The sequence below is a fragment of the Psychrosphaera ytuae genome (genome assembly GCF_017638545.1).
In the GTDB taxonomy this organism is placed as follows: domain Bacteria; phylum Pseudomonadota; class Gammaproteobacteria; order Enterobacterales; family Alteromonadaceae; genus Psychrosphaera; species Psychrosphaera ytuae.
On sequence record NZ_CP072110.1, the window covers coordinates 637,308 to 662,389 of the forward strand.

Sequence of the window (25,082 nt, forward strand, 5' to 3'; positions counted from 1 at the left end):
TTTTTAGTGGATGGTATGCACCGGAAGGACTTGCTCCTCCAATTGCATTTTAAAAAAGCTTGCCATTGGATCATTCGGACATGCTTTTATGAAGTACTTTAAATCTTCTTTGGCCCATTGCTCACAGTCTAATTGCTGTAAAACGATGCCTCTATCTCTGCGCTCGTATGGATCTTCAGGTAGCATTTCCATCATAGTTTCAACACAAGCTAAGGCTTCCTCTAAATGACCCTCAGCTAACAAACAAAGCTTTTGTTCACTGATTATTTCTTTGATCAATTCGTCATTAGGCACAGGTTTAGCGAAAGACGCTAAGCCATTTACGAAGCTTTCGTTTAAGTCGTCACTCGTAATTAAATATTCTGTTGCACCCGTGATGGAGTCCACAACAATCATTTCCGCATTGTTTAACATCACCACTAAAGTGACATCTGACTCCAATTCAGCAATAAATGCATTAAAACCAAGTTGCTTTAATAAATACGAGACGACCACAGCTAATGTCATATGATTACCGGTACGGGCACTAATGCAGTAGCTTAATGAGCTAAGAGCAGACTCAGGTAATTGCTGCATACCAGGACCAGAAAAAGCCAATTCATCGTAAATCGCATCCAATACACGATACAGGCTTTGCTGACCAAGCTCTTCGCCGTCTAACACTTGTAACAACTGCTCTACATAAAAATCGAGACTCAACTCTACTTTTTCTGGGCTTATGGCAGATTGCCAGTTTTTTTCTAGTTCAAGTATTTCAAACAAAATATCACTGTTCTTATCCAGTGATAAAAACCAATTTGCAGACATAAACTCTCTTAAATTTGATAGTGGCATTATGCCATTTTTGTAATCGCGGTAAACGCAGCCAAAACTAAGCACACAGACGCCGCAGACAACCATTGGATCGCTTTAGACTTTTGTGATGCTTTAATTGCAAAAACGGCAAATACGATATATCCAATTACAAATAAAACTTTAAAGGTCAACCACGTAACGACGAGTGGATATTGTTGTAAAACAATACACAAGCCCACCGCAGTACCTATCAATGCGGTATCAATAACATGTGGAAGCACTTTTAAAAACTTAGGTAACTCTTTTTGCTGAATCTGGATAGCAAAAAAGCGATAGTAAAACAAAACAACACTTAACAGTACAAAGGTTAGGTGTGCGTGTTTCAATCCCATATACATAAAATTTCCCCGTCTATTTTTATTCTTTTGAGGCCAAACCCTTTCGCGGATTAACCTGGTTAAGGAATTCTGTTGGGTTGCTGATCTTCGATCAGCAACGGGCGATCATAACAGATTTGAAATGGTTTTTCTGCAAAGGATTAATAAAGTGCAGAAAACTTAGATTGATTGCGGTCAAATAACTCAATCAGCTTTGGATCAAACTTTTTACCGCTTTGTTCGAAGAGGTATTCGATGGCTTTTTCGTGAGACCAAGCATCTTTATACACTAACTTACTGCGCAACGAATCATACACATTGGCAATAGAGACGATTCGAGCGTAAATATGTATATCTGTGCCTGACAAACCATCGGGGTATCCTGTACCGTCCCAATGTTCGTGGTGTTGTTGCGCGACGATTGCGCCAATTTGAATTAATTCGCGCTCAGAGCCTGCTAAAATTTTATACCCTTCAACTGGCGCTTGTTTAACCGCTTGCCACTGCTCTTCCGTTAACGACTTTGGCGCTTTTAAAATATCGTCACTTAAAAGGATTTTTCCGGTGTCATGTAAACCGGAGGCACGCTTTAAAAGTTCAATTTGAGAATTGGACAGACCGTATAATTCAGCTAGCATTGCACTAATTTGGCCAACCCTGTAGATGTGCTCACCACGATCGTTTAGGCGTTTTTCTATCGCACCACCAAGGCGTTGCAGGAGCTCTGTTTGGGAGGCTTCTAGTTCAATTTTTAGTTGAATACTTTCGTATGCTACTTGGACGTTCTGGGCAAACAACTCAACCAAATCCCGCTTGTTGTTGCTCAAATCTGTTGGTATGCCAGAAACAAACAACAGCGAATTCGTACTAAATTTACTGTGACAGTATGCGATAAGATAGTTGCCACGATAAACAATAGCCCTGCGTTTTATCGCCTCAGCAAATGCCCCCTGCAGTTCATCATTAATAATATCGGAAATTTCGCTAACGCGTTTGCCAACAACAGCCCCAAACCTACCTTGACCCGCTACAACTTTGAGTTCTGTATCAGAATCTGTAGGTTGGCAATTTACCATTAAGCTGTTAGAGGCGTACATAGCTTGTTCTTCACCACAGCCTAATATTGAAGTTAACTGCATCATGACACCATCGATAAATTGCTCCATCGAATGCACACTAAAAATATCGGAAGAGGCAGATATAATTTTCTTTAAACCATCTTGAGTGGTTCGCAAAGACATAATGTCTCTATATGAACGCAGCCCTGCCATTATGACGGTAAACAACTTTTGCGCTGTGAGTTCTGTTTTGGATTTATAATCGTTGATATCGTAATTTACGATCACTTGGCGCTCGGGCGCTTGGCCGGGTTGACCAGTTCTCAATATAATTCGGATACTGTCGTTTTCTAATTCATTACGAATAAAGTCGGCAACCTTAAGGCCGGCGTCATCAGTCTCCATTACAACATCAAGCAGAACAATCGCGATATCTGAGTGTTCTTTGAGTAGATTAGTTGCTTCTGTGCCAGAATAGGCACTTAAAAAGTCGAGGCTTTTATCTCTAAAGGTAAAATCACTTAATGCCAGTTTCGTCACTGCGTGAACTTCGGGTTCATCATCGACAATTAATACCTTCCAGGTTCCAATCGTAGGTTGAGTTACCTCTTCAACTTCTTCCCCTGAAAATAAAAAATCCTCAGCCATTCTGATCGCACTCCAATAAAATTAGAACAACGACTGCCACAAACCCCGATATTGACAGTATCTTTTTCCTCTAACTTTAGAGTAACCCAATTACAAAAAATAGCCAATGGTTATGCGATCATTTTGGCCTAAGTCTTTGATCGTCTTTACCTTAGTGAATCTATTTTGGATAAAGATCGCCTGTACTGCTTTGCCTTGATCGTAACCGTGTTCAATCACTAACAGTCCATTAGGCTTAAGGTACTCTGTCGCTGCATTTACTATATGCTTTATATCTGACAGTCCTTTGTCTTTAGCTATTAGCGCAGATAAAGGTTCGAACCGCACATCGCCTTGGTTTAGGTGTATATCGTCTGGGTCAATATATGGTGGATTACTAACGATAAGATCAAATTTTTGTGGTGGTACATTGGTAAACCAGTCACTTTGTACAAAGTCACAGTTATCGATGTTATTGCGTTTTTTATTGCGCTTTGATAATTCAACGGCTTGTTGATTAAAATCAACACCCAACCAATGAGAGTTTGGTAATTCATAACTCAAGGCTAAAGCGATGGCTCCGGTCCCTGTACCTAAGTCCAAGCCTGACAACGACTGATTTATATTGTGTTCACCAAGCTCTGCTAACACAGTCTCAACCAAGACTTCAGTATCTGGCCTAGGAATGAGCGTGCTGTCATTTACTTCAAGGTCCAATGTCCAAAACGCTCGGTGACCGATGAGGTGAGCAACTGGCCTGCCTTTTTGGCGTTCTGCTACCAAAATATTAAATTGACAGTGCTCTTGCTCCGTCAATTGTCGATCTGACCAAGTTATCAGGTAAGTTTTGTTTTGCTGTAATACGTGACACAACAATATCTCTGCGTCGAGCTTTGCGGTGTCAGAGACATCAGAAAGAAGTTGCGCAGCTTGTGTAATAACAAAAGCGATGGTCTTGAGGGACTGACCATCGCTATTTTTGTCTGAGGTATTCAACTCGACTTATTCTTCTGACATTGACGCCAATAAATCGGCTTGATATTCCGTCATTAGCGGTTGTAATACACAGTCTAAATCACCTTCGATGATCTCATTTAACTTATACAAAGTTAAGTTAATACGGTGCTCTGACATACGTCCTTGAGGGAAATTATAGGTACGTACACGTTCCGAACGATCACCACTTGCAACCAGGTTACGACGCATGCTGGTCTCTTCTGCACTGCGTTTTTCATCTTCAGCCGCTTGCATACGGGCGCTTAAGACAGACATTGCTTTCGCTTTGTTCTTGTGTTGAGAACGTTCGTCTTGACATTCAACTACGATACCCGTTGGTATATGAGTAATACGAACCGCTGAATCGGTTTTGTTAACGTGCTGACCACCGGCACCTGACGCCCGATATGTATCGATTTTTAGGTCGGCAGGGTTAATTTCAATCGCTTCTGCTTCTGGAATTTCAGGCATGACCACAACTGTACATGCAGAGGTGTGAACGCGTCCTTGTGATTCTGTCTCAGGAACACGTTGTACACGGTGACCACCTGATTCAAACTTCATTGTTCCGTAAACATCATCACCAGTGAAATGAGCTACGATTTCTTTGTATCCACCATGCTCACCTTCGTTGGCACTCATGACCTCGACTTTCCAACGCTTAGATTCAGCGTAACGGCTGTACATACGGAATAAGTCACCCGCAAAGATGGCTGCTTCATCACCACCGGCACCTGCGCGGATCTCTACAAAGCAGTTATTAGAGTCGTTTGGATCTTTAGGTAACATGAGAACTTGCAGCTCTTCTTCCAATCGCTCAATGTCTTCTTTCGCAGCTTTAATTTCTTCGTTGGCCATCTCACGCATTTCTGCGTCGTCTTCTTCCAACATTAACTTAGCGTCTTCAAGGTTTTCTTGGGCGGTCTGAAATTCTGTAAATGCCTTAGTTACAGGCTCAAGGTCTGAAAACTCTTTAGAAAGCGCTCTAAATCTATCTTGATCAGAAATGACTTCCGGGTCACTTAATAACGCTTGAATCTCTTCAAAACGCTCCACTAACCCTTCTAATTTTCTAAAAATTGATTCTTTCATTGGATCCCCAATACGGATTTAAGTATCGCTAATTCATCTTTACTCTGCTTTTCTGCCGCTTCTTTCAGTGCGGAAGTAGGAGCATGAATCAGTCTGTTTGTTAGTTTGTTAGCCAGCTCAGTTAACACCAACTCAGCGTCATTGCCCGCCTGAAGTTGATTCTTAGCTCGCCCTAATAATTCATCTTTAATAGCAAGACTTTGAGTTCGGTATTCTTTGATTAGATCTACCGAATCCAACGCACTCAACCAATCAGCGAAAATCGTGGCCTTACCATCAATAATCACCTCGGCTTCTGCCGCAGCCTCTGAGCGCGCTTGCATATTACTTGCTACGATTTCTTGTAAATCATCGACTGTGTAAAGGTAGGCGTCTTCTAACTCAGCTACCTGAGGTTCTATGTCTCTTGGTACAGCCAAATCGACTAAGAACATTGGCCTGTGTTTGCGTTGTTTGAACACATTTTCAATCAGGCCTTTGCCAATAATAGGTAGAGTACTTGCGGTTGAACTAATCACTACATCCGCCGTCAATATTTCTTCACTAATTTGACTCAAAGTACAAACTCGAGCGTTAAATTGCTCTGCTATCCCTTCTGCTCGACTCAGTGTTCTATTGGCAACTACAATATCAGTCGCACCTTGTTCAAAAATGTGTTTGGCAACAAGTTCTATCGTTTCACCGGCACCTACCAGCAAAACTTTTTTACCTTTGAATTCTCCAAAGACCTGTTTCGCCAAGGTTACCGCAGCATACGCTACAGATACCGCATTAACGGCAATGTCAGTGTCAGTTCGTACTTGTTTAGCAACTGAAAAAGATTGTTGAAACATACGTTCGAAGTAAGTCTGGACCGTACCAATTGCTCTTGCTTGTTGATATGCCTGTTTCACCTGGCCCAGGATTTGGGGCTCACCTAAAACCATTGAGTCCAACCCACTAGCCACTCTCATCAAATGTTTGGTGGCATCAACATCTCTGTATATATATGCATGCTCAGCCAATTCACTTTGAGCTACGCCATGAAAGTTTGCTAACCAATCTACCAAGTTGTTTGAATCTGCTTGCTCTCCAAAGCAATAAATCTCGGTGCGATTACAAGTAGATAAAATGACAGCTTCTTCACAACCTGTTTGCGTTTTTATCGTTTTTAACGCTTCAGGTAATCGCTCCGGCGTAAACGCAAGACGTTCACGTAACTCTACGGAAGCAGATTTATGGTTTATACCTAGTGCAAGAACGGTCATATTTAGCTTAAAATGGTCTCAGATTTGAAAAAGCATGCAATTCTACGAAAATACCAAAGTATTTAAAAGTCTATTCCCTTGATTATTGTGATAGATATAATTGAATACACTAGGTTATCTAACATAATTAAGGATATTTGATGTCAATCTTTCGTTTGGGACTTTTAATTTGTTGTTTTTTTGTCCTCGCAGGTTGTACAACTCGCCCTTCTGTAACGGGTTCTGTGCCACTAAAAAAACCGACATCAATCGCCGAAATAGGCAATTACACGGCATCTGGAAAAATCCTGCTGGTTAATGGCAGTGACAAACAATCAGGTTACTTTTTTTGGCGTCGTTCTGAGTCCGGTTATCAATTTGTTGTTTCGACAATTCTGGGTATTGATGTGTTTTCTTTAAAAGTAAATGAGAATAACGCAGTCGTATATGTAGATGGTAAAGAACACAACGGTGATGATCCCCAACTGTTATTACAATCATTAACAGGACAAACACTACCATTGCAGCATATATCAAAATGGCTTATTGGCCGGGTTGAAGGCCGTGGTGTATTCAACCTACAAAAGTTCACTTCGGGTCGACCAGAGCGCTTTGTCTTTAGTCCAAATTCAGCTACCACACCACTGCCAACAAAAGTACCAACAAAAATGCCTATAAATTCGAGCTGGAGTGTACATTATCAGCAATACCAATCTGTCGATGGCCTTTGGTTACCTAGCCAAATTCAAATTAGCTCATCACTTAACCGCATCAAACTAAGAATTAATAACTGGGACCTGTTCTAATGAGTCTTGTTTTGCCAATGACGTTACTATCGCCAGCCAAGCTCAATTTGTTTTTACACATCAATGGGCGCTTACCCAATGGCTACCATGAATTACAGAGCTTATTTCACTTTTTAGACTACGGCGACACCATGACGTTTTCCGAGTCTGACCAACACCTTTTTACTTGTGACAATCCAGAACTAGAAACTGAAGACAATTTAATTATTAAAGCGCGTAATGCACTGGTTGAAATAAATAGCTTACGTGATAAGCCTCAACACCTGCAACCCATTCATATTCACCTCAATAAAGTGTTACCTATGGGCGGCGGAGTCGGTGGAGGCTCGTCAAATGCGGCGACGACTTTGTTGGCGCTAAATGAAATCTGGCAACTTCAATTGTCAAAACCACAACTGGAAGAAATAGGTCTTAAATTGGGCGCAGATGTACCAATTTTTGTACGCGGAGAGTCTTCAATCGCCGAAGGTGTTGGTGAACATTTAACGCCCTATCCGGTTAATGAAGCTTGGTATGTTGTTCTAACTCCAGATGCTCATGTCAACACAGCTATGCTTTTTAACTCGGATTCCCTACCCAGGGATACAGCCAAAATCCCCCTTTCAGAAATAGACTACCAAGCTGTTGATCCACAGTTTAAAAATGATTTTGAAAACATAGTGATTAAAGGCTATCCAACCGTTGCCAAATCATTGAACTGGTTGTTAGAATATGGCCCGGCCAGGATGACTGGCACTGGCGCTTGTGTTTTTGCTGAATTTTGTTCGCAAGACGAAGCAAATGAGATATTTCGTCGGCTGCCTGTCGAACTGGCTGGATTTGTTGCAAAAGGCTGTAACATTTCACCAACGCACCAAACGTTGTTTGGCCAATAAACATTAGAGAAATAGTCTTTCTTTGACTAATCTCAACATAAATAAAGCATAAAGCTATAGGATATCTCCGTGCCTGATATAAAGCTCTTCGCTGGAAACGCTACGCCAGAACTTGCCGAAATCATCAGTAATCGTCTCGACATCGACCTAGGAAATGCCACTGTAGGTCGTTTTAGCGACGGTGAGATCAGCGTTCAAGTAAATGATAACGTCCGTGGCTCAGACGTGTTCATTATTCAATCGACCTGTGCCCCCTGTAACGACAACTTAATGGAACTTATCGTCATGGTTGACGCTCTTAGAAGAGCTTCTGCTGGACGTATTACCGCTGTCATTCCATATTTTGGTTATGCTCGCCAAGACCGTCGTGTTCGCTCTGCACGTGTTCCAATTACTGCCAAAGTTGTTGCCGACTTCTTATCGAGTGTTGGTGTAGACCGTGTATTAACGGTTGACCTACACGCTGAGCAAATCCAAGGTTTCTTCGACGTGCCAGTGGATAACGTTTTCGGTAGTCCTATTTTGGTTGATGACCTTCGCAAAAAAGGCTTTGACCGTGCTGAAGATGTGGTTGTTGTATCACCAGACATTGGTGGTGTTGTTCGCGCTAGAGCAATCGCTAAATTATTGGACGACAAAGACCTTGCGATTATCGACAAACGTCGCCCGCAAGCCAACGTCGCTCAAATCATGCATATAATCGGTGACGTTCAAGGTCGTGATTGTATTATGGTTGATGATATGATTGATACAGGTGGCACCTTGTGTAAAGCAGCTGAAGCACTTAAGGCACACGGCGCAAAACGCGTTTTTGCTTATGCAACTCACCCGGTATTCTCTGGTAATGCAGTAGAAAACCTAAAAAATTCAGTCATTGATGAAGTTATAGTAACAGATTCGATTCCACTGGCAGAAGAAATAGCCGCACTGCCAAATGTTCGTCAACTGACCTTGGGGAACATGTTAGCAGAGGCGATTCGTCGCTTAAGCAACGAAGAATCTATCTCGGCCATGTTCGAGCACTAGATACCAAATAGATATCCTAAGAAAAAGCGGCTTTGAAGCCGCTTTTTCTTAGTTAATTTTTAATGACTTCTGCACAGCTTGTTTTAATTTGTGCCGACTTTAGCTCACTGACCTCTTTAAAGCCCAATGTTTTGGCGGTCTCTAAATCAGACTTAGAAATCGAAAACACATTTATTGTGCCCTCATCATTTCCACAAACCTGTGGGTACACCATTCCATCATTATGCCGTTCTGCACAAAACACAGTTACGCCCGATATTGAAAGAGTCGAGCTCATAGTTTCCAAGGCGATACCGTCACCAAAGCATTGCTTTTTTACAGCATCTTTATATATTGTAACCCGCTCATTCGACAGCGGTTGAATATCATTACTTGAATCTGTCGAGGTACAAGCTGTTATTAACAAGCCCGTTGCTATTAACATAAACTGCTTCATTAAAACCCTCCAATAAGGCTACAGACATATTTGTCTATGGTTCGATACGACCTAATCTCTTGCTTCATTTAACGAGCGTTTGCTGGACTGATCTTCCGTAGATTTAGAATGGTTTACGACTTGATCGTCATCGCTTGAGTGGAACGGTGCTTCAGCCTTGCTATTATCCACATACTTAACATTGATCAAATCTAACAATGCCAAAATAAACACAGACAGAGCATAGACCGAGAATATAAACAGCGTTAGTAACGAAACTTGTTGGCCCATTAAAATTGTTAAAACCAACAGAAAATTCGCCATCAAACCCGAATATAAAATACCTTTGATACCGTCGCGTAGTTTTTCTAGTGACATATTTAAAGCGAATAAATTTATTACCGCCAAGCCAAACACCCAATAAGAGGTTGAAACTGCATTACCCTGATTCACCTCCATACCACTTTTAACGAGTAAAAGTAGCAGAGGTAAAAGAGCGATTGCCCTAATCAATCTATTCATTGTAACCCTAACTCTTTTTTGTTCTTTTTATTATCCACTTGATATTAAATATTATATGCATTTGACACAAGACCCACGAAACAATGTCTCTATAAGTGAAACGCATCGATTGTGAGTTTTTTCTTCCTAACAACAAACCATATTAACTTGCTGTAAATAAAATAAACAGTTGAGCGTTTGGTCACTTTCCTTTAAAATACGCCGCCCTCATCTTTTGGGGTATGGGTTTTCTCTTGGTCGCGGGAGAAAACATCTTTTATTTATGTATTTTGGAGAATTCCATGTCTGAAGCTATTTACACTTTAGAAGCTACAGTTCGCAACGAAAAAGGTACTGGTGCGAGCCGCCGCCTTCGTCACGCTAACCAAGTTCCTGCAATCGTTTACGGTGCAGATAAAGAAACTCAACAAATCGCTCTTGCGCACAACAAAGTTTGGCAAGCTCAAGAACACGAAGGTTTCTACTCTCACATCTTAACTCTAGTTATCGATGGCAAGAACGAAGAAGTAATCTTAAAAGACGTTCAACGTCACCCTTACAAAGCACAAATCATGCACTTGGACTTCCAACGTGTTGAAGCTGGCCACAAGTTACACACAAGTGTTCCAGTTCACTTCATCGGTGAAGATGTTGCTACTAAGAGCGGCGCGATTGTTAATCACACAATGACTGAACTTGAAATTACTTGTCTTCCTAAAGACCTTCCAGAGTTCATCGAAGTTAACGTTGCTGACCTAGAAGTTGGTCAAACGTTACACATCAGTGACTTAACGCTTCCTGCAGGTGTTGAATCAGTTGAACTAGCTAAAGGTGAAGATCACGACCAAGCGGTTGTAAGCTTAAGCGCACCTAAAGCAAAAGCAGCTGAAGATGAAGCTTCTGAAGAAGCAGATTCTGAATAATCTGCGTTGAATAGACGTACACTAAGTGAGTACTGATATTCAACTAATCGTGGGCCTGGCAAATCCGGGCCCCGAATACAAATATACCCGCCATAATGCTGGAGCATGGTTTATCGAAGAACTTTGCCGAAGCAACAATGTTACCCTCAAAAACGACAGTAAATACTTTGGATATACCGGCAAAGTTATTTTGCACGGTCAAGAAGTTAAATTACTCATCCCTACCACCTTTATGAATTTAAGTGGTAAAGCTGTCGCAGCCTTAGCAAACTTTTATAAAATTAAACCAGAACAGATCTTAGTCGCTCACGATGAAATGGATCTACCGCCAGGTGTCGCTAAAATAAAACAAGGCGGCGGTCATGGTGGACACAACGGTTTAAAAGACATCATTGCAAAAATGGCTAACAACAAAGAATTTTATCGCTTGCGAGTTGGCATTGGCCATCCTGGCAGCCGCGAAAAAGTAACAGGTTGGGTATTAGGAAAAGCGCCAAGTGTCGAACAAGAAAAAATAGACGCTGCCGTTGACGAAGCAGTTCGCAGTCTCGACATTTGGTTTAAACAAGATTTGAAAAAAGCGCAGAGCCGTCTGCACTCTTTCAAAGCTGAATAATACTTTTATACAAATAAAAGCAACAATTAAGGAACCATCATGGGTTTTAAATGTGGCATCGTAGGTTTGCCAAATGTTGGTAAATCAACACTATTTAATGCATTAACAAAAGCCGGTATCGAAGCGGCAAACTTCCCGTTTTGTACAATCGAACCAAATACAGGTGTGGTTCCTGTTCCAGATTTACGCTTGAACAAACTAGCGGAGATCGTTAACCCGCAACGTGTCATTCCAACCACTATGGAATTTGTTGACATTGCAGGCTTGGTAAAAGGTGCGTCTAAGGGTGAAGGTTTGGGTAACCAATTCTTATCGAACATCCGTGAAACTGATGCGATTGGCCACGTAGTTCGTTGTTTCGACGATCCGAACATTGTGCACGTAGCGGGTCAAGTAAATCCTCAAGAAGATATCGATGTCATCAACACTGAACTTGCGTTATCTGATATGGAAGCCATCGACCGAGCGTTACAACGCAACGCTAAAAAAGCAAAAGGTGGTGATAAAGACGCTAAGTTTGAAATCACAGTATTAGAAAAACTTAAGCCTGTTGTTGATGAAGGCGGCATGGCTCGTTCTGTTGAGTTGGCAAAAGAAGAGTTAGCAGCTATTAGCTACCTTAACCTCTTAACTATGAAACCAACTATGTATATCGCAAACGTTGCGGAAGATGGTTTTGAAAACAACCCGTTTTTAGATCAAGTGAAAGAAATCGCTAAAGGCGAAAACGCAGTCGTTGTTGCAGTCTGTGCGGCTATTGAATCTGAGCTTTCAGAGCTTGAAGACGATGAGTTGGCAGAATTCATGGAAGATTTAGGTTTAGAAGAGCCAGGTCTTAACCGTGTAATTCGCGCTGGTTACGAATTACTTAACCTACAAACTTATTTTACTGCTGGCGTTAAAGAAGTTCGTGCTTGGACTTTCCCTGAGGGAAGTACTGCTCCACAAGCCGCTGGTAAAATCCATACCGACTTTGAAAAAGGCTTCATCAGAGCTGAGATCGTCGGCTACAGCGACTATGTAGAAAATGGTGGTGAATCTGGTGCTAAAGAAGCAGGCAAGTGGCGTTTAGAAGGTAAAGACTACATTGTAAAAGATGGCGATGTCATTCACTTCCGTTTCAACGTGTAATTTAACCAAAAATCTTTTTATGAAAGCCTCAAATTGAGGCTTTTTTTATGGATGAAATTTGTCCAGTTGGTTAATTTAAAAGCCCGAACTTGGATTGATTTAAAAAACTTAAACTACCTTTTCGGTCTGTTCTTATGTTTATTTTATTCAAACGCCTAAAATTCAACCTTTTGATTTTTAATTAAGGACTTTCGATCGCTGTTTAAACCACCAAAAGCTCCCGACTTCATCACGTAAAATACTATTTAATTCAAATAAAACAGCCATTATTTTCATTAAACAAAGCCCAAAATCGGCGATTTTTAATTATATTTTGTTCAACTTGTTTATTTTAAAACCAAACAATCAAAACAATGACATTTTATTTAAAAAAGCTGTTGACGAGTGGGGGTCGCATCAGCATAATACGCCACATCGCTTGAGGCGGTAATCGAAACAAAGGATGGCTACGTAGCTCAGCTGGTTAGAGCACATCACTCATAATGATGGGGTCCCCTGTTCAAATCAGGGCGTAGCCACCAATTCGATACCACTACCAAACTCAAGTATAAAGAATTTGCGGGAGTGGCGGAATTGGTAGACGCGCTGGATTTAGGTTCCAGTATCTTCGGGTGTGAGAGTTCAAGTCTCTCCTTCCGCACCATTTAAAGTCATGGTCTTTTAACCAAAGTCATGCAAGGTTACGTTGGGGTATCGCCAAGCGGTAAGGCAGCGGGTTTTGATCTCGCCATTCCCAGGTTCAAATCCTGGTACCCCAGCCAACTTTTTGTTGGAGTATCGCCAAGCGGTAAGGCAGCGGGTTTTGATCTCGCCATTCCCAGGTTCAAATCCTGGTACTCCAGCCACCTTTAAAGCCTCGCTCTTGCGAGGCTTTTTTCTTTCTAAAACAAAAATCTAAACTCCCCTTTCGCAATCCAATTTAATTAGCTATCTTTCTAATTAATCTCGACTCTCACGTTTTTTAAACGTTGAATACTAATGCTTTCGTATGTGTTTTTGCTAGTAGTCAATGGAGTGCATCAATGAATAATCGTTTTATTAATACCTGTGTCAGTATTACTGTTTCCTTGTTACTTATAAACTCTGCAATTGCAGATGAATATCACTACAAAAACGTGTTACTTGGAACCAAAGCGATTGGCTTGGGTGGTGCCTTTACCTCTATTTCAGACGACATGTCAGCCGTTTTTTATAACCCTGCTGGCCTGGCCCAAACAAAGCTCAACAACTCTGCATCATTAAGTACTTTTGCTTGGGAAGAGATGGATATAAAAGAAGTCTTTGCTGATAACTCGGACTTTTCAAGGTCATCGTTTTCTATCGTACCTAGCTTTTTAGGAACAGGTAAAAACACCGATAGATGGCATTGGAGTCTGGCCTTTGCCGTATCTGACCTATCTATCGAACGCAATTACTCCACAGCGAAAACCGATATTTTATTAGACAACGGGGCTCAAATTGGTACCGAGACACAATTTGCCAATATTGACTTAGACAATGCATCCTATGAACTCGGAATTGGTGGTGCGGTTAAGATCAATGACAACTGGTCGTTTGGCAGCTCGATGATTTTAAAATACAAGCAGTTTGAAACCGTGCAAGGCTCTGGCATTTTAGCTAATGTTAATACCCAGCTTGGACCCATTAACCAAGGGTTTACCGCTACAAGACGAATAACCGATATTAACGTCATTGCGACACCACAAATAGGCGTGTTATACAAAAGTCCTGAGTTTAATTGGGGTTTAAAAGCGTCTCAGGACGTTGCCCTTAACCGAAATTTTGAAGCCGCACATCAGATATTTGTATCAAGCGTTGGCGGTGTGCCCGCGCCAGGAAGAAACGCCAGTGTTGGCCTAATCCAAGGCGAAAAAAAGCAAGAGTACGCAACCAACATCTCAACGGGTTTGTCGAAGCAATTTAATCGAGTGATGGTTAGTTTTGATATTGATTATTACAGTGATGTCGATGTTAAACCATTTACCATTAGTGACTTTCACCCACCGATTACCCGAAACCTCAAAAAAGTAATTAACTACTCATTAGGCTTTTCCTATCATCTGTCAAAAACAAATAAAATGACATTGGGTTTCTTTACTGATAATGCGAATGACCAAATCGACACGGCCCAGCCCTATCAAAGGACGGAAGTCATAGATTTGTTGGGGTTAAGCTTATCAGTAAATACTGACGCGTTTGGCTTCCCTATTACTATTGGTGGATATGTTAAACAGGGAACGGGAGAGATACGATTATCGGATATTAGAGTCGTCGAAAACATCATAGGTTTACCATTATATCCACCTAGTGAAACGTTCGATGTATCAGAGGCTGAAAAAAGAATGGCGGTTTTGTATATCAGCGCTAATTTCTAAAAACCCAACGCTTTTTTAATTACCGACTTTTTAGCAAAAGAAAAGTGGTTTGCCAAAGATAGCATAACGCCCCTAGCTTTTTTAAGTGGGGCTTTGTCGTTACTGAACAAGTGATAAAACCCATCCATAACACCAGACATTAACAAGCTATCGGCTTTGCGCTTGATAGTATAGCGCTTGAGTGACTTAACTAATCTATCAAAGTCTTTAAGGTCAGAGTCCTGCATTAACGAGAGTAACGTCGCGTTGTCTTTGTACCCTAAGTTAACACCTTGACCTGCTAATGGGTTAATCGTGTGAGCAGCATCACCAACAAGTACAATTCTGCCATTGTTATACTGGTTGGCTTGCCTGCGAGTTAATGGAAATGATGCGTGTTGAATGATATCAAAATCACCAGGTAGCTCGGGAAACGTCTCAATAATCGCTTGTTTCAAAGCTTGGTCAGACAACCCTTTTAATGCACTAATGGTTGATTTACTGTCATACCAGATGAGGCTAGCAAAACCGTCATTTAGAGGCAGAAATGCTTTAGGGCCCGATGGCTGGAATTCTTGCCAGGTAATGTCTTGCGTCGCAAAATTGGTTTTTATCGTAATACTAAAACAAGCCTGCTGATAATCCCAACCGGTCACCCCAATTTTTGCTAATTGGCGAACTTTACTATTGGCACCATCTGCACCGACTAAAAGTAAGGTATTAACAGTAAACGCTTTATCATCTTTGGTGCGACCTGTAATAATTACATTGTTGGTGTTGTTTTGTACTTGATCAATTTGCCCACCGTACATAAAAGACACCTTATCTGAGTCATTTTTCTCTAAAGCGCTATAACAGGCTAACTGCAAAGCTTCGTTACGAATTAAATGACCTAAATGAGACTCCTGTAACTCTTCAGCACTGAATTCGACTTTATCAGTGCCCTTTTCCCAAGTTGCGAGTCGATTAAATTGGCATTTATCTGCTTTATCTATGTCATTCCAACACCCAACCGATTGTAGCCAAGTTTCGCTGTATCTGTTGACAGCAGATACCCTCAGCGGTGGTTGTGATAGCCAATCATTATCTGGACGTGCTCGCTCAATCACCAGTACAGACTTGTTTTGTTGAGCAAAACCCGCTGCTAAACTCGCACCGACCATGCCACCACCTATAATAACAATATCGAAACTGTTGTTGAGTAAAGAGTCTTGCAGATTCTGATTGGGCATGTTTTTGTACCTGTGATTGGCTGTTGTTTTAAAGCCGATAAACTACCAATATTATGCCAGAAAAGTCTTTATTAAGAAGGCATTTACTGCAAATATTCACAAAATCAACTACAAAGAAATAAGTTGTTATAAACAGGACAAATTTCAGGTCTTCCAGTTAACCTCTTTTACCTGTAAAATACGCGACCTTTTACAAACCAACGTTTTCATTTACGAAGTACGAGAGCAGAATGACAAAGAAACTACATATTAAAACCTGGGGCTGTCAGATGAACGAGTATGACTCGCAAAAAATGGCAGATCTTTTGGATGACAGTCATGGATATGAGTTTACCGAACAAGCAGAAGACGCTGACGTCATTCTTCTGAATACCTGTTCTATTCGTGAAAAAGCTCAAGAGAAAGTATTCCATCAGCTTGGACGTTGGAAAAACCTTAAAGAAAAGAACCCAGACCTAATTATCGGTGTTGGTGGTTGTGTTGCGTCTCAAGAAGGCCAGCACATTCGTGAACGCGCACCATATGTAGACATGGTATTTGGTCCTCAAACTTTACACCGTTTGCCAGAAATGATTGAACAAATCAAAGCTGGCGAAGGTGAGTCTGTTATTGATATCTCGTTCCCAGAAATCGAGAAATTTGACCGTTTACCACAGCCAACAACTGATGGTCCAAGTGCGTTCGTTTCCATTATGGAAGGCTGCAGTAAATACTGTACGTTTTGTGTTGTACCTTACACACGTGGCGAAGAAGTATCGCGCCCTCTTGACGACGTATTATATGAAATCGCGCAACTTGCAGAGCAAGGCGTTCGTGAAGTTAATTTACTTGGCCAAAACGTTAACGCATATCGTGGTGAAACACACGATGGCGACATTTGTTTATTCAGTGAGTTGTTGCGTTATGTTGCTTCAATCGATGGTATTGACCGCATTCGTTACACAACATCTCATCCTGTAGAATTTACCGACGACATTATCGCCGCGTACGAGGACATTCCAGAGCTTGTAGATCACTTGCACTTGCCAGTTCAATCAGGTGCTGACCGTATTCTAAACTTGATGAAACGTGGCCATACGGCAATTGAATACAAGTCACAAATTCGCAAATTGCGCAAAGTGCGTCCTAATATAAGTATGAGTAGTGACTTCATCATTGGTTTCCCAGGTGAAACAGCGGAAGATCACGCTAAAACGATGAAGCTAATCGAAGACATTGGTTATGACCACAGCTTCAGCTTTATCTATAGTGCTCGCCCAGGTACACCAGCGGCAGATTTACCGGATGACGTGTCTGAGCAAGAAAAGAAAGAGCGACTATACGAGCTTCAAAACTTAATTACGCACCAAGCAATGCAAATCTCTCGTCAGATGTTAAACACGGAGCAGCGTATTTTGGTTGAAGGTCCTTCGGTTAAAAATCCAATGGAGCTTCGTGGTCGTACTGAGAACAACCGTGTAGTAAACTTTGAAGGTCCACACTCGTTAATCGGTGGATTTGCAGACGTTAAGATTGTCGACGTCTATACAAACTCTTTACGCGGCGAATTTATTCGTGGCGAAAACGAAATGGGCTTGCGTCAAGATGTATCGCCTGCCGACATTTTAGCCAAACGACAAGTTCAAGAAGACGATTTAGGTGTTGCGACCTTTACACCAAACTAATGAAAATATAGGGTGCATAGACACCCTATTTTTAACTGAGGACTGAACGACATTGCCAAAAAAAATCAATACCGTAGAACTGTTTCTAGAACCTGCCAATAAAGACCGTTTAGCGTCTCTTATTGGTCCATACGATGATAACCTCAAATATATCGAACGTCGCATGGGAGTGGAGATCACTTATCAAGGAAACAAATTTAAAATTGTGGGTAACCCGCAAAATACGGCAGCGGTGAGCGATGTATTAAAAAATCTCTATATCGAGACACAGCCCAGTCCCAAAGCTAAAAACAAAGTAAAAGCGGCAGAGCTAACCCCAGACCAAGTACATTTGGCAGTGCAAGAGGCGGCCGTTCTTGATCAAGGTCACGAAGCCTATGACGACGAAGTCATTGTTCGTACTCGTAAAGGCAACATCAAACCTCGTAACAAAAATCAAATCGATTACGTTAAAAACGTACTCAATCACGACATCACATTTGGTATCGGTCCCGCAGGTACTGGTAAAACCTACCTAGCGGTAGCGTGCGCAGTCGACGCATTAGAGCGCCAAGAAGTTCGTCGAATTTTGTTAACTCGACCAGCGGTTGAGGCCGGTGAAAAGCTGGGCTTTTTACCTGGTGATTTAAGTCAAAAAATCGATCCGTATTTGCGCCCACTGTACGATGCATTATTTGAAATGATGGGCTTCGAAAAGGTAGAACGCCTTATTGAGCGCAACGTAATCGAAGTTGCGCCTCTAGCCTACATGCGTGGACGCACACTTAACGATGCATTTATTATTTTGGATGAAAGCCAAAACACCACAGTCGAGCAAATGAAGATGTTTTTGACCCGTATCGGTTTTAATTCTAAAGCCGTCATTACAGGTGATATCACTCAAGTCGACTTACCTCGCGGTGCGAAGTCGGGTTTACGTCAATCAATCGAAATCCTTGGTGAAGTCGAAGACATTAGTTTTAACTTCTTTAAAGCCGATGACGTTGTGCGTCATCCAGTTGTGGCTAAGGTTGTTATGGCTTATGAAAAACACGACGAAGACGAGCGCAGAGCCAAAGCTGAGCGCGACAAACTTGCAAAAGAAAAAGCAGAGCAAGAAAAAGCCATTCGAGAAGCGACATTAAAGGATCTCTCATCACAATGAGCGTTACTCTAGATTATCAACTTGCTACTTCAGCAACCAACCTTCCTTCGCAAGACCAGGTTGAACAGTGGTTGAATCATGTATTGCCGCAATTTCAAGCAGAATCAGAGATCACAATACGCATTGTTGACGTAGAAGAAAGTCAAAGTTTGAATCACGAATATCGTGGCAAGGATAAACCGACAAACGTTTTATCTTTCCCGTTTGAAGCACCAGCGCACGTAGAGCTTCCGCTGTTAGGTGATTTAGTCATCTGTGCGCAAGTTGTTCAACAAGAAGCCAAAGAGCAAAATAAGACCGAACAAGCACATTGGTGTCATATGATTATACACGGAAGCTTGCATCTGCTCGGTTATGACCATATAGAAGACTCAGAAGCGGAAGAGATGGAACAATTAGAAATCGACCTTCTAAAAGAGCTTGGTTTTCACAACCCTTATCTAATTGACTAATTTTGTAACAAATATTTAGATTGACATTGCGCTCATTTTTCAACCAAAATGGAGTCAAATGGCAGTCTTTTTCGGTAACGATTAAGTTAGCCGTTTTAATAGATTTTTTAATAACATAGGAACATTCTTACTAGAATGAACGACGACAATCCACATAGTAGCAACGGTTCTTCGAACAAAGGTTGGATAGAAAAACTTGGCCAACTTTTTACCGACGAACCGCAAAGTAAAGAAGATGTCGCTAACATCATAGATGCTGCGGCACAAAATGATCTGATCGACCTGAGCACCAAAAACATGATTGATGGCGTAATGGGTATTGCCGATTTACGTATCCGTGACATCATGATCCCTCGCTCACAAATGATCACTTTGGACTTATCTGACAGCCCAGAAAAGTTCATCCCAGAAATGATCGAGTCAGGTCACTCACGCTTTCCAGTTGTGACTGAAGACAAAGATCACGTCGAAGGGATACTTCTTGCAAAAGACCTACTGCAACTGTTAATGGACCGTGAACAAGAGATTGACCTTAAGTCTCTATTGCGCCCAATCGTTGTTGTACCTGAGAGTAAGCGCGTCGATACCCTGCTACGCGAATTCCGTTTAAATCGTTATCACATGGCAATCGTCGTTGATGAATATGGTGGTGTATCAGGACTAGTTACTATCGAGGACATCCTAGAACTCATCGTTGGTGAAATCGAAGACGAGTTTGATTCTGAAGATAATCAAACCGACGACATTCGCCAAGTTTCAAAACACTGTTATATGGTTCAAGCGTTAACGGAACTTGATGACTTCAATGCCTATTTCGGAACTGAATTTGACGAAGAAGAAGCTGATACCATTGGCGGTATCGTTTTGCACAAATTCGGTCACATGCCTGAAAAAGGTGAAGAAGTGCACATCGAAGACATCAAGTTTAAGATTCAATCTGCCGATACGCGTCGAATTCAGCAACTAATGGTTACTCTACCTAAAAAGAAAGCGCACGCTGTATAAGGTGTTTTATCTACATGGTTAACAAATTCCGCACGGATGCACTTTTAAGCCGATGGTTTCCCGCCATCGGCTTAATATTAGCTGGCAGTATTAATACACTAGCCTATGCCCCATTTAACTTATGGTGGCTTCCCTTTTTTACCTTCACTTTATTGTTTTATAGTTTAGAGCGAGCCTCTACTGCTAAATACGCACGTACTTTAGGCCTGTGTTTTGGACTTGGATGGTTTGGTGCGGGAATCAGCTGGGTTCATGTTGCAATCGCTGACTTCGGTGGTCTTCCCATCGCCGCTTCTTTACTCTTGATGGGTCTTTTAATTCTGTATCTAGCATTATATCCAGCCCTCTTCGGCTGGGCATATAAAAAATTAACCCAACGTTTTATTGGCCTACCGCTGACTTTAATCATGCCACTATTATGGCTGATAGCAGAGTCTTTACGTGGGGTATTTTTAACTGGGTTTCCGTGGCTTTCAATTGGTTATAGCCAAACAGAAGGGCCGTTAAGAGCGTTAGCGCCAGTTGTTGGTGAGTTTGGCTTACAGGCGATTGTCGTTTTTGTTACCGCAAGCCTGGCACAACTGCTTATCAAGGTTAAACAAAATAAACTCAGGTTCAACTCGAGTATTTATATTTTACCGTTCGTATCTATATTTACTGCGGCAACCATTCTCAATAATGCTTCCTGGTCTGGCCCTACGCACAAACAAGTTAAAGTTGCGATGGTGCAAGGCAATATTGCCCAGAGCATTAAATGGCAACCTGAAAACGAATGGCCAACAATGCAGACTTACCTCAAGTTATCGACGTCGTTTTTTGACGATCATGACTTAATTATTTGGCCTGAAGCTGCTATTCCTAGATTAGAGATCCTGTCTAAAGAGTTTTTACACGAAGTAGATAGTATTGCGGCTCAAAGTAACACAGCTCTTATTACGGGCATCGTCGATTATCAACCAGATACCACTAATGCCTATAACAACATAATCGTATTAGGCAATAAGAACTCAGGTGACGAACATGGCCACTACCGATACGGTCACAGCAATAGATTTAACAAACACCACTTATTGCCAATCGGTGAATTTGTGCCGTTAGAGAGCGTATTGCGAGAAATTGCGCCGCTTTTTGATTTACCCATGTCATCATTTAGTCGAGGTTATTACCAACAAGATAACCTGATTGCTAATGGGCTTAACTTATCTCCTGCGATTTGTTTCGAAATTGCCTTTGCTGACCAAGTTAGAGCCAATCTATATAACAACAGCGACGTTATACTAACTCTGAGCAATGACGCTTGGTTTGGCGCTTCTCATGGTCCATGGCAGCACTTACAGATTGCCCAAATGCGCGCACTCGAAATGGCTATGCCAGTAATTCGTGTCACCAATAATGGTGTTACAGCGGTTATTAACAGCGATGGAACAATTGCGGCGCAGTTGCCGCAATTTGAACAAGCAGTATTGAGTCATACAGTCGATATTGCACTGAGCCAAACTCCGTATAAAACGCTAGGTAACCTTATTGCTTGGTTGTTTACCTTGGTTTTGGCAGGAATTGCTGTAGTCGTTCAATGGCGCTCTCGAGCATTGAACGCGGACAAGCAAAGTTAATCCTAACGTAATTAGGCCAACCAAAATCTTTTCCTGGCGAGGGGCCCACACCGGCCTCTTCAAAGGTTTTTTGCACATCCGCTACATTTAACCCTTCAGCATTAATCCAAGCTAAGTATGTAGCCGCTTGGGGCTTGTATTCGAGACCCGGAATTTCATTTATCGCTTTGTTTAAGTATTGCTGATTTGCTCTAAGGTAATCCAACTGTGCCAGATACCAAGGCTCACATTGACTAAAAGCTGTTTTCGTCGCAATCACACCCAAGTTGTTAGCTGAAGGACAAATTCCGTCTGCGGCTTGTTTGAATTGCGCCCTTATTTTGGGATCCTTAATAATCGCAAACGAAACTCCAAACCCCGCTATATTAAACGTCTTACTCGCTGCCATTAAGGTAACGGCTTGACTTCCAATTTCACTCAGACGGCCGGCCGGAAAATGAGGTTGAGATGGCTCTAATATAAGATCTGCGTGGATTTCGTCAGAACATAAATACACACCATTACGAAGACAAATTGCCTCAATTTTCTCTAATTCCTTTTCTGTGTAAACACTGCCACAAGGGTTCATAGGATTACATAACAAAAAGACCTTGGCGTTTGGTTTTGCCGCTTGACGCTCTAACTCTTCAAAATCCAACTGCCAACGCCCATTTGACCAAACGGTTCCTACTGATAAGGTTTCTAAGCTGTGATGATTCGCTGCGTTTAGAATAGGTGGGTAGTTAGGTGTTTGAACGATAACCCCATCGCCCTTTTGACAAAACGCTCGCAACATGACGTTAAAGGCAGGTACCACACCCGGAGTCCACACCAACCACTTAGACTCTATTTTCCAATTAAAACGCCTATCCAACCAATTGACGACAGCCTCAGTCGCATCTTCATCGTGATAAGGATTGTGATAACCAAAAATCCCGTGCTGCACTCGTTTGGCCAATGCAGCCTGTATTTCTGTTGGTGATTTAAATTCAGAGTCTGCTACCCAAAGTGGAATAACATCCTTATTTTTATAACGATTCCACTTTAAAGAATGTGTATCAGTGCGCTCAACAAGTTGTTCAAACCATTGATTTGTCATGGATTCCATTATTCACCTTAGTTAATTAGTTGTTTATCAGAATAAAAACCAAAAATTCAGACTTGTCACATTCGCGTAACAAACTTGTCACATAAGTTCACTACACTTCGCCGCTCTACATTGGAGTACTTATGAGAATATCTAACCTAATTCGCATCTCGGCTGTCACTATCATTATTTCCGTAATTGTAATGGCTGGCCTATTTTTTATAGCCAAAAACAAACTTGAATCCTCAGATAGTAACGCCAATCAATTCCAATTGGTTTATCAAACGATGACGATAAACCTTTACCGACACATCCAAAATTACCTATCTACTGGTAACGCCATAAACCTCAGTGAAGCTGAGTCTTTAGTAGAGTCAATCCAACAACAACTTACCGTGTTGGGCGATCAAAATAAAGCGGTTAAAGACTTACAAGTTAAGCTACGTGAATTCAATGACAAGACCACTAACAAATATCGAGCACTTGGAAAGTTAAGTGGAAACGAACAAGCCCTCATCGTCAACGCCGAGAGAGAAATGTTTGGATATGCCGATAGTTTGATTGGCTATGGTATGCAAGGCTATGACAACAAACCTTTAATTGCCAAACAATACATTGAGTACGGCTCAGAGGTGATGTCCTTGGTTAATCAACTTGGTGAAACTCGAGTTAAATTTGTCGAAACAGCCGACTCTGAGTTAAAAGATGCGATTGCAGCAACCGTGACTCAAATTCAAAACGTCAATAGCCAAATAAGTAACTTACCTTTACTTGAGGTATTTGCAGAGAGCGACACCGATGATGATTTGGCGTCTTTCTTTGGTGATGATGAAGACAAAACCGATATTGGCGAGGACATCATAGGCGAATTGCGTTCTTTGGCAAATCGTTACCCAATGGAGTTAAACAACACTTTGGATTCTATTGCGTTACGCGTTCAAACAATAAAAGAAATAAATAAGGATATGGACGAACTCGAGCATTTAACGGAAGTAGCCGCAGCACAAGTACAAAAAAACCGTGAAACAACCTATCAAACTTCCATTTACATCACCTTAGTGGCATTGGCGATTGTTGCCTTTGTTGGTCTGATGAACTACGCAGTAATGGTTCGTCAAATATTATACCCTTTGCGTGAGTTAAGAGACGCCTTTAAACGGCTAGTGACAAGTGGCGAACTCAATCGAATAGCAGACAGAGCAAACAATGAGTTTGGTGAAATAGCCACGTCGTTTAATCACATGTTAGACAACCAAGAGCGTGACTATAAACTCAAAACAGAACAAATGACGGTTGTATCCAATGCGTTAGCCGAACTTGGTGATAAAGTAGAGAGAATTTCCCATAGCACCCACGAAACTCAACAAAATGTTCATCAAGCAAAAACGGTATTGAGCCAACTTTCTCAAATCAATGAACAGCTCAACGACCTTGCCCAGCAAGTCGAAACTTACGCCCAGGATACTGAAAAAGCCATGATTTCTGGCCGTAAAGGTGCAGAAGAAGTACTCGCTGCAAATACCAAAACCATCGAGCAAATCAATGTCTCCAACGACACAGTAAATCAATTACAAGGCAGCGTAACGGAAGTACAACAGGTCATGGACGTGATTAGGTCGATTGCTGAACAAACCAACCTCCTTGCACTTAATGCTGCCATTGAGTCTGCCCGAGCTGGCGAACACGGCCGAGGCTTTGCGGTAGTGGCAGATGAAGTAAGAAAACTCGCCTTTAAGACACAAGAGTCGTTAGAAGATACCAGCCAAATACTCGAACAATTAACTAATTACAGTAACCTACTCCAATCCAACATCGAGCAAATTTCCGAATCTGGCCAGCAACAAACGGTCATAGTTAATTCGCTGATAGAAACGACAAACTCAGTTGAGGAAAAAGCCCTGATGTCAGCGCAAATCTCCGCACAAACATTACAGTGCGCAAACGAACAGCAAACTCACTTTGGTGATTTTGCCAATATGATGAATGAGATAAGCCTGCAAGTTGACGATGCAAGTCAGCAGGCTTTGGATGTAAAAACGTCTGTCAATGAACAATCAAAGCGTATTAAAGATACCTTCGCGTGAGATG

The 25,082-nt window shown here is 41.7% G+C and carries 23 protein-coding genes and 4 tRNA genes; 17 read left to right on the forward strand and 10 right to left on the reverse strand.

The window, feature by feature from the left end; genetic code table 11:
* Nucleotides 1-3: 3 nt before the first annotated feature.
* The 6 genes from J1N51_RS02890 to hemA all read right to left on the reverse strand — a co-directional run bounded on the left by J1N51_RS02890 (nucleotide 4) and on the right by hemA (nucleotide 6,192).
* Complete coding sequence (locus tag J1N51_RS02890; RefSeq protein WP_208832499.1) at nucleotides 4-807, reverse strand: tetratricopeptide repeat protein; 804 nt, start codon at nucleotides 805-807, stop codon at nucleotides 4-6.
* A 26-nt stretch (nucleotides 808-833) separates the two neighbouring features.
* Nucleotides 834-1,193, reverse strand: a complete 360-nt coding sequence (locus J1N51_RS02895; RefSeq protein WP_208832500.1) for a SirB2 family protein — start codon at nucleotides 1,191-1,193, stop codon at nucleotides 834-836.
* Between the two features lie 140 nt (nucleotides 1,194-1,333).
* Nucleotides 1,334-2,878 (reverse strand): response regulator, encoded by a 1,545-nt coding sequence (locus tag J1N51_RS02900; protein ID WP_208832501.1) that lies wholly within the window; start codon nucleotides 2,876-2,878, stop codon nucleotides 1,334-1,336.
* A 90-nt stretch (nucleotides 2,879-2,968) separates the two neighbouring features.
* Complete coding sequence (prmC, locus tag J1N51_RS02905) at nucleotides 2,969-3,853, reverse strand: peptide chain release factor N(5)-glutamine methyltransferase (protein WP_408635875.1); 885 nt, start codon at nucleotides 3,851-3,853, stop codon at nucleotides 2,969-2,971.
* 6 nt (nucleotides 3,854-3,859) lie between these two features.
* Complete coding sequence (gene prfA / locus J1N51_RS02910) at nucleotides 3,860-4,945, reverse strand: peptide chain release factor 1 (RefSeq protein WP_208832502.1); 1,086 nt, start codon at nucleotides 4,943-4,945, stop codon at nucleotides 3,860-3,862.
* Nucleotides 4,942-6,192, reverse strand: a complete 1,251-nt coding sequence (gene hemA / locus J1N51_RS02915; RefSeq protein WP_208832503.1) for a glutamyl-tRNA reductase — start codon at nucleotides 6,190-6,192, stop codon at nucleotides 4,942-4,944. The genes prfA and hemA overlap by 4 nt, the downstream gene beginning before the upstream one ends.
* A gap of 140 nt (nucleotides 6,193-6,332) precedes the next feature.
* Here hemA and J1N51_RS02920 point away from each other — a divergent pair, with 140 nt between their 5' ends.
* The 3 genes from J1N51_RS02920 to J1N51_RS02930 all read left to right on the forward strand — a co-directional run bounded on the left by J1N51_RS02920 (nucleotide 6,333) and on the right by J1N51_RS02930 (nucleotide 8,878).
* Nucleotides 6,333-6,977: an outer membrane lipoprotein LolB gene (locus J1N51_RS02920; protein WP_208832504.1), complete on the forward strand. Its 645-nt coding sequence runs from the start codon at nucleotides 6,333-6,335 to the stop codon at nucleotides 6,975-6,977.
* Nucleotides 6,977-7,852: a 4-(cytidine 5'-diphospho)-2-C-methyl-D-erythritol kinase gene (gene ispE / locus J1N51_RS02925; protein ID WP_208832505.1), complete on the forward strand. Its 876-nt coding sequence runs from the start codon at nucleotides 6,977-6,979 to the stop codon at nucleotides 7,850-7,852. The genes J1N51_RS02920 and ispE overlap by 1 nt, the downstream gene beginning before the upstream one ends.
* Nucleotides 7,853-7,921: 69 nt before the next feature.
* The gene (locus J1N51_RS02930; protein WP_208832506.1) at nucleotides 7,922-8,878 is read left to right on the forward strand and encodes a ribose-phosphate pyrophosphokinase; all 957 of its coding nucleotides are present in this window, start codon (nucleotides 7,922-7,924) and stop codon (nucleotides 8,876-8,878) included.
* Between the two features lie 52 nt (nucleotides 8,879-8,930).
* Here the strand turns inward: J1N51_RS02930 and J1N51_RS02935 are convergent, their stop codons facing one another.
* Together J1N51_RS02935 and J1N51_RS02940 are read right to left on the reverse strand one after the other, a co-directional pair.
* Nucleotides 8,931-9,314, reverse strand: coding sequence for a hypothetical protein (locus tag J1N51_RS02935; RefSeq protein WP_208832507.1), 384 nt, complete (start codon nucleotides 9,312-9,314; stop codon nucleotides 8,931-8,933).
* 51 nt (nucleotides 9,315-9,365) lie between these two features.
* Nucleotides 9,366-9,815, reverse strand: a complete 450-nt coding sequence (locus tag J1N51_RS02940; protein ID WP_208832508.1) for a hypothetical protein — start codon at nucleotides 9,813-9,815, stop codon at nucleotides 9,366-9,368.
* 281 nt (nucleotides 9,816-10,096) lie between these two features.
* Here J1N51_RS02940 and J1N51_RS02945 point away from each other — a divergent pair, with 281 nt between their 5' ends.
* From J1N51_RS02945 to J1N51_RS02980, 8 genes are all read left to right on the forward strand, one after another.
* Entirely contained in the window at nucleotides 10,097-10,717 is a 621-nt protein-coding gene (locus J1N51_RS02945) for a 50S ribosomal protein L25/general stress protein Ctc (RefSeq protein WP_208832509.1), read from the forward strand.
* A gap of 25 nt (nucleotides 10,718-10,742) precedes the next feature.
* A complete protein-coding gene (gene pth, locus J1N51_RS02950) occupies nucleotides 10,743-11,333 on the forward strand; it encodes an aminoacyl-tRNA hydrolase (protein WP_208832510.1) in 591 nt (196 codons plus the stop codon).
* Nucleotides 11,334-11,372: 39 nt separating this feature from the next.
* The gene (gene ychF / locus J1N51_RS02955; RefSeq protein ID WP_208832511.1) at nucleotides 11,373-12,464 is read left to right on the forward strand and encodes a redox-regulated ATPase YchF; all 1,092 of its coding nucleotides are present in this window, start codon (nucleotides 11,373-11,375) and stop codon (nucleotides 12,462-12,464) included.
* Between the two features lie 444 nt (nucleotides 12,465-12,908).
* Nucleotides 12,909-12,985 (forward strand) — tRNA-Met (locus J1N51_RS02960).
* Between the two features lie 37 nt (nucleotides 12,986-13,022).
* Nucleotides 13,023-13,107, forward strand: a tRNA-Leu gene (locus tag J1N51_RS02965).
* Between the two features lie 43 nt (nucleotides 13,108-13,150).
* Nucleotides 13,151-13,225, forward strand: a tRNA-Gln gene (locus J1N51_RS02970).
* A 9-nt stretch (nucleotides 13,226-13,234) separates the two neighbouring features.
* Nucleotides 13,235-13,309 (forward strand) — tRNA-Gln (locus J1N51_RS02975).
* A gap of 177 nt (nucleotides 13,310-13,486) precedes the next feature.
* A complete protein-coding gene (locus tag J1N51_RS02980; RefSeq protein ID WP_208832512.1) occupies nucleotides 13,487-14,839 on the forward strand; it encodes a porin family protein in 1,353 nt (450 codons plus the stop codon).
* On the opposite strand, the gene J1N51_RS02985 is transcribed toward J1N51_RS02980, so the two are convergent.
* A complete protein-coding gene (locus tag J1N51_RS02985) occupies nucleotides 14,836-16,050 on the reverse strand; it encodes an FAD-dependent monooxygenase (RefSeq protein WP_208832513.1) in 1,215 nt (404 codons plus the stop codon). The two genes, J1N51_RS02980 and J1N51_RS02985, sit on opposite strands and share 4 nt — an antisense overlap.
* A gap of 230 nt (nucleotides 16,051-16,280) precedes the next feature.
* Between J1N51_RS02985 and miaB the strand changes: the two genes are divergently transcribed.
* From miaB to lnt, 5 genes are all read left to right on the forward strand, one after another.
* Nucleotides 16,281-17,714, forward strand: coding sequence for a tRNA (N6-isopentenyl adenosine(37)-C2)-methylthiotransferase MiaB (gene miaB / locus J1N51_RS02990; protein WP_208832514.1), 1,434 nt, complete (start codon nucleotides 16,281-16,283; stop codon nucleotides 17,712-17,714).
* Nucleotides 17,715-17,766: 52 nt separating this feature from the next.
* Nucleotides 17,767-18,858, forward strand: a complete 1,092-nt coding sequence (locus tag J1N51_RS02995; protein WP_208832515.1) for a PhoH family protein — start codon at nucleotides 17,767-17,769, stop codon at nucleotides 18,856-18,858.
* Nucleotides 18,849-19,310 (forward strand): rRNA maturation RNase YbeY, encoded by a 462-nt coding sequence (gene ybeY, locus J1N51_RS03000; protein WP_232842884.1) that lies wholly within the window; start codon nucleotides 18,849-18,851, stop codon nucleotides 19,308-19,310. The genes J1N51_RS02995 and ybeY overlap by 10 nt, the downstream gene beginning before the upstream one ends.
* Nucleotides 19,311-19,445: 135 nt before the next feature.
* Complete coding sequence (locus J1N51_RS03005; protein WP_208832517.1) at nucleotides 19,446-20,315, forward strand: HlyC/CorC family transporter; 870 nt, start codon at nucleotides 19,446-19,448, stop codon at nucleotides 20,313-20,315.
* Between the two features lie 14 nt (nucleotides 20,316-20,329).
* Nucleotides 20,330-21,928, forward strand: a complete 1,599-nt coding sequence (gene lnt / locus J1N51_RS03010; RefSeq protein ID WP_208832518.1) for an apolipoprotein N-acyltransferase — start codon at nucleotides 20,330-20,332, stop codon at nucleotides 21,926-21,928.
* Here the strand turns inward: lnt and J1N51_RS03015 are convergent.
* Nucleotides 21,852-23,015 carry a MalY/PatB family protein gene (locus J1N51_RS03015; protein ID WP_332874936.1) on the reverse strand — a complete coding sequence of 388 codons (1,164 nt, stop codon included), beginning with the start codon at nucleotides 23,013-23,015 and terminating at the stop codon, nucleotides 21,852-21,854. The genes lnt and J1N51_RS03015 overlap by 77 nt on opposite strands.
* A gap of 122 nt (nucleotides 23,016-23,137) precedes the next feature.
* Between J1N51_RS03015 and J1N51_RS03020 the strand changes: the two genes are divergently transcribed.
* Nucleotides 23,138-25,078, forward strand: a complete 1,941-nt coding sequence (locus J1N51_RS03020) for a methyl-accepting chemotaxis protein (RefSeq protein ID WP_208832519.1) — start codon at nucleotides 23,138-23,140, stop codon at nucleotides 25,076-25,078.
* Nucleotides 25,079-25,082: the final 4 nt, after the last annotated feature.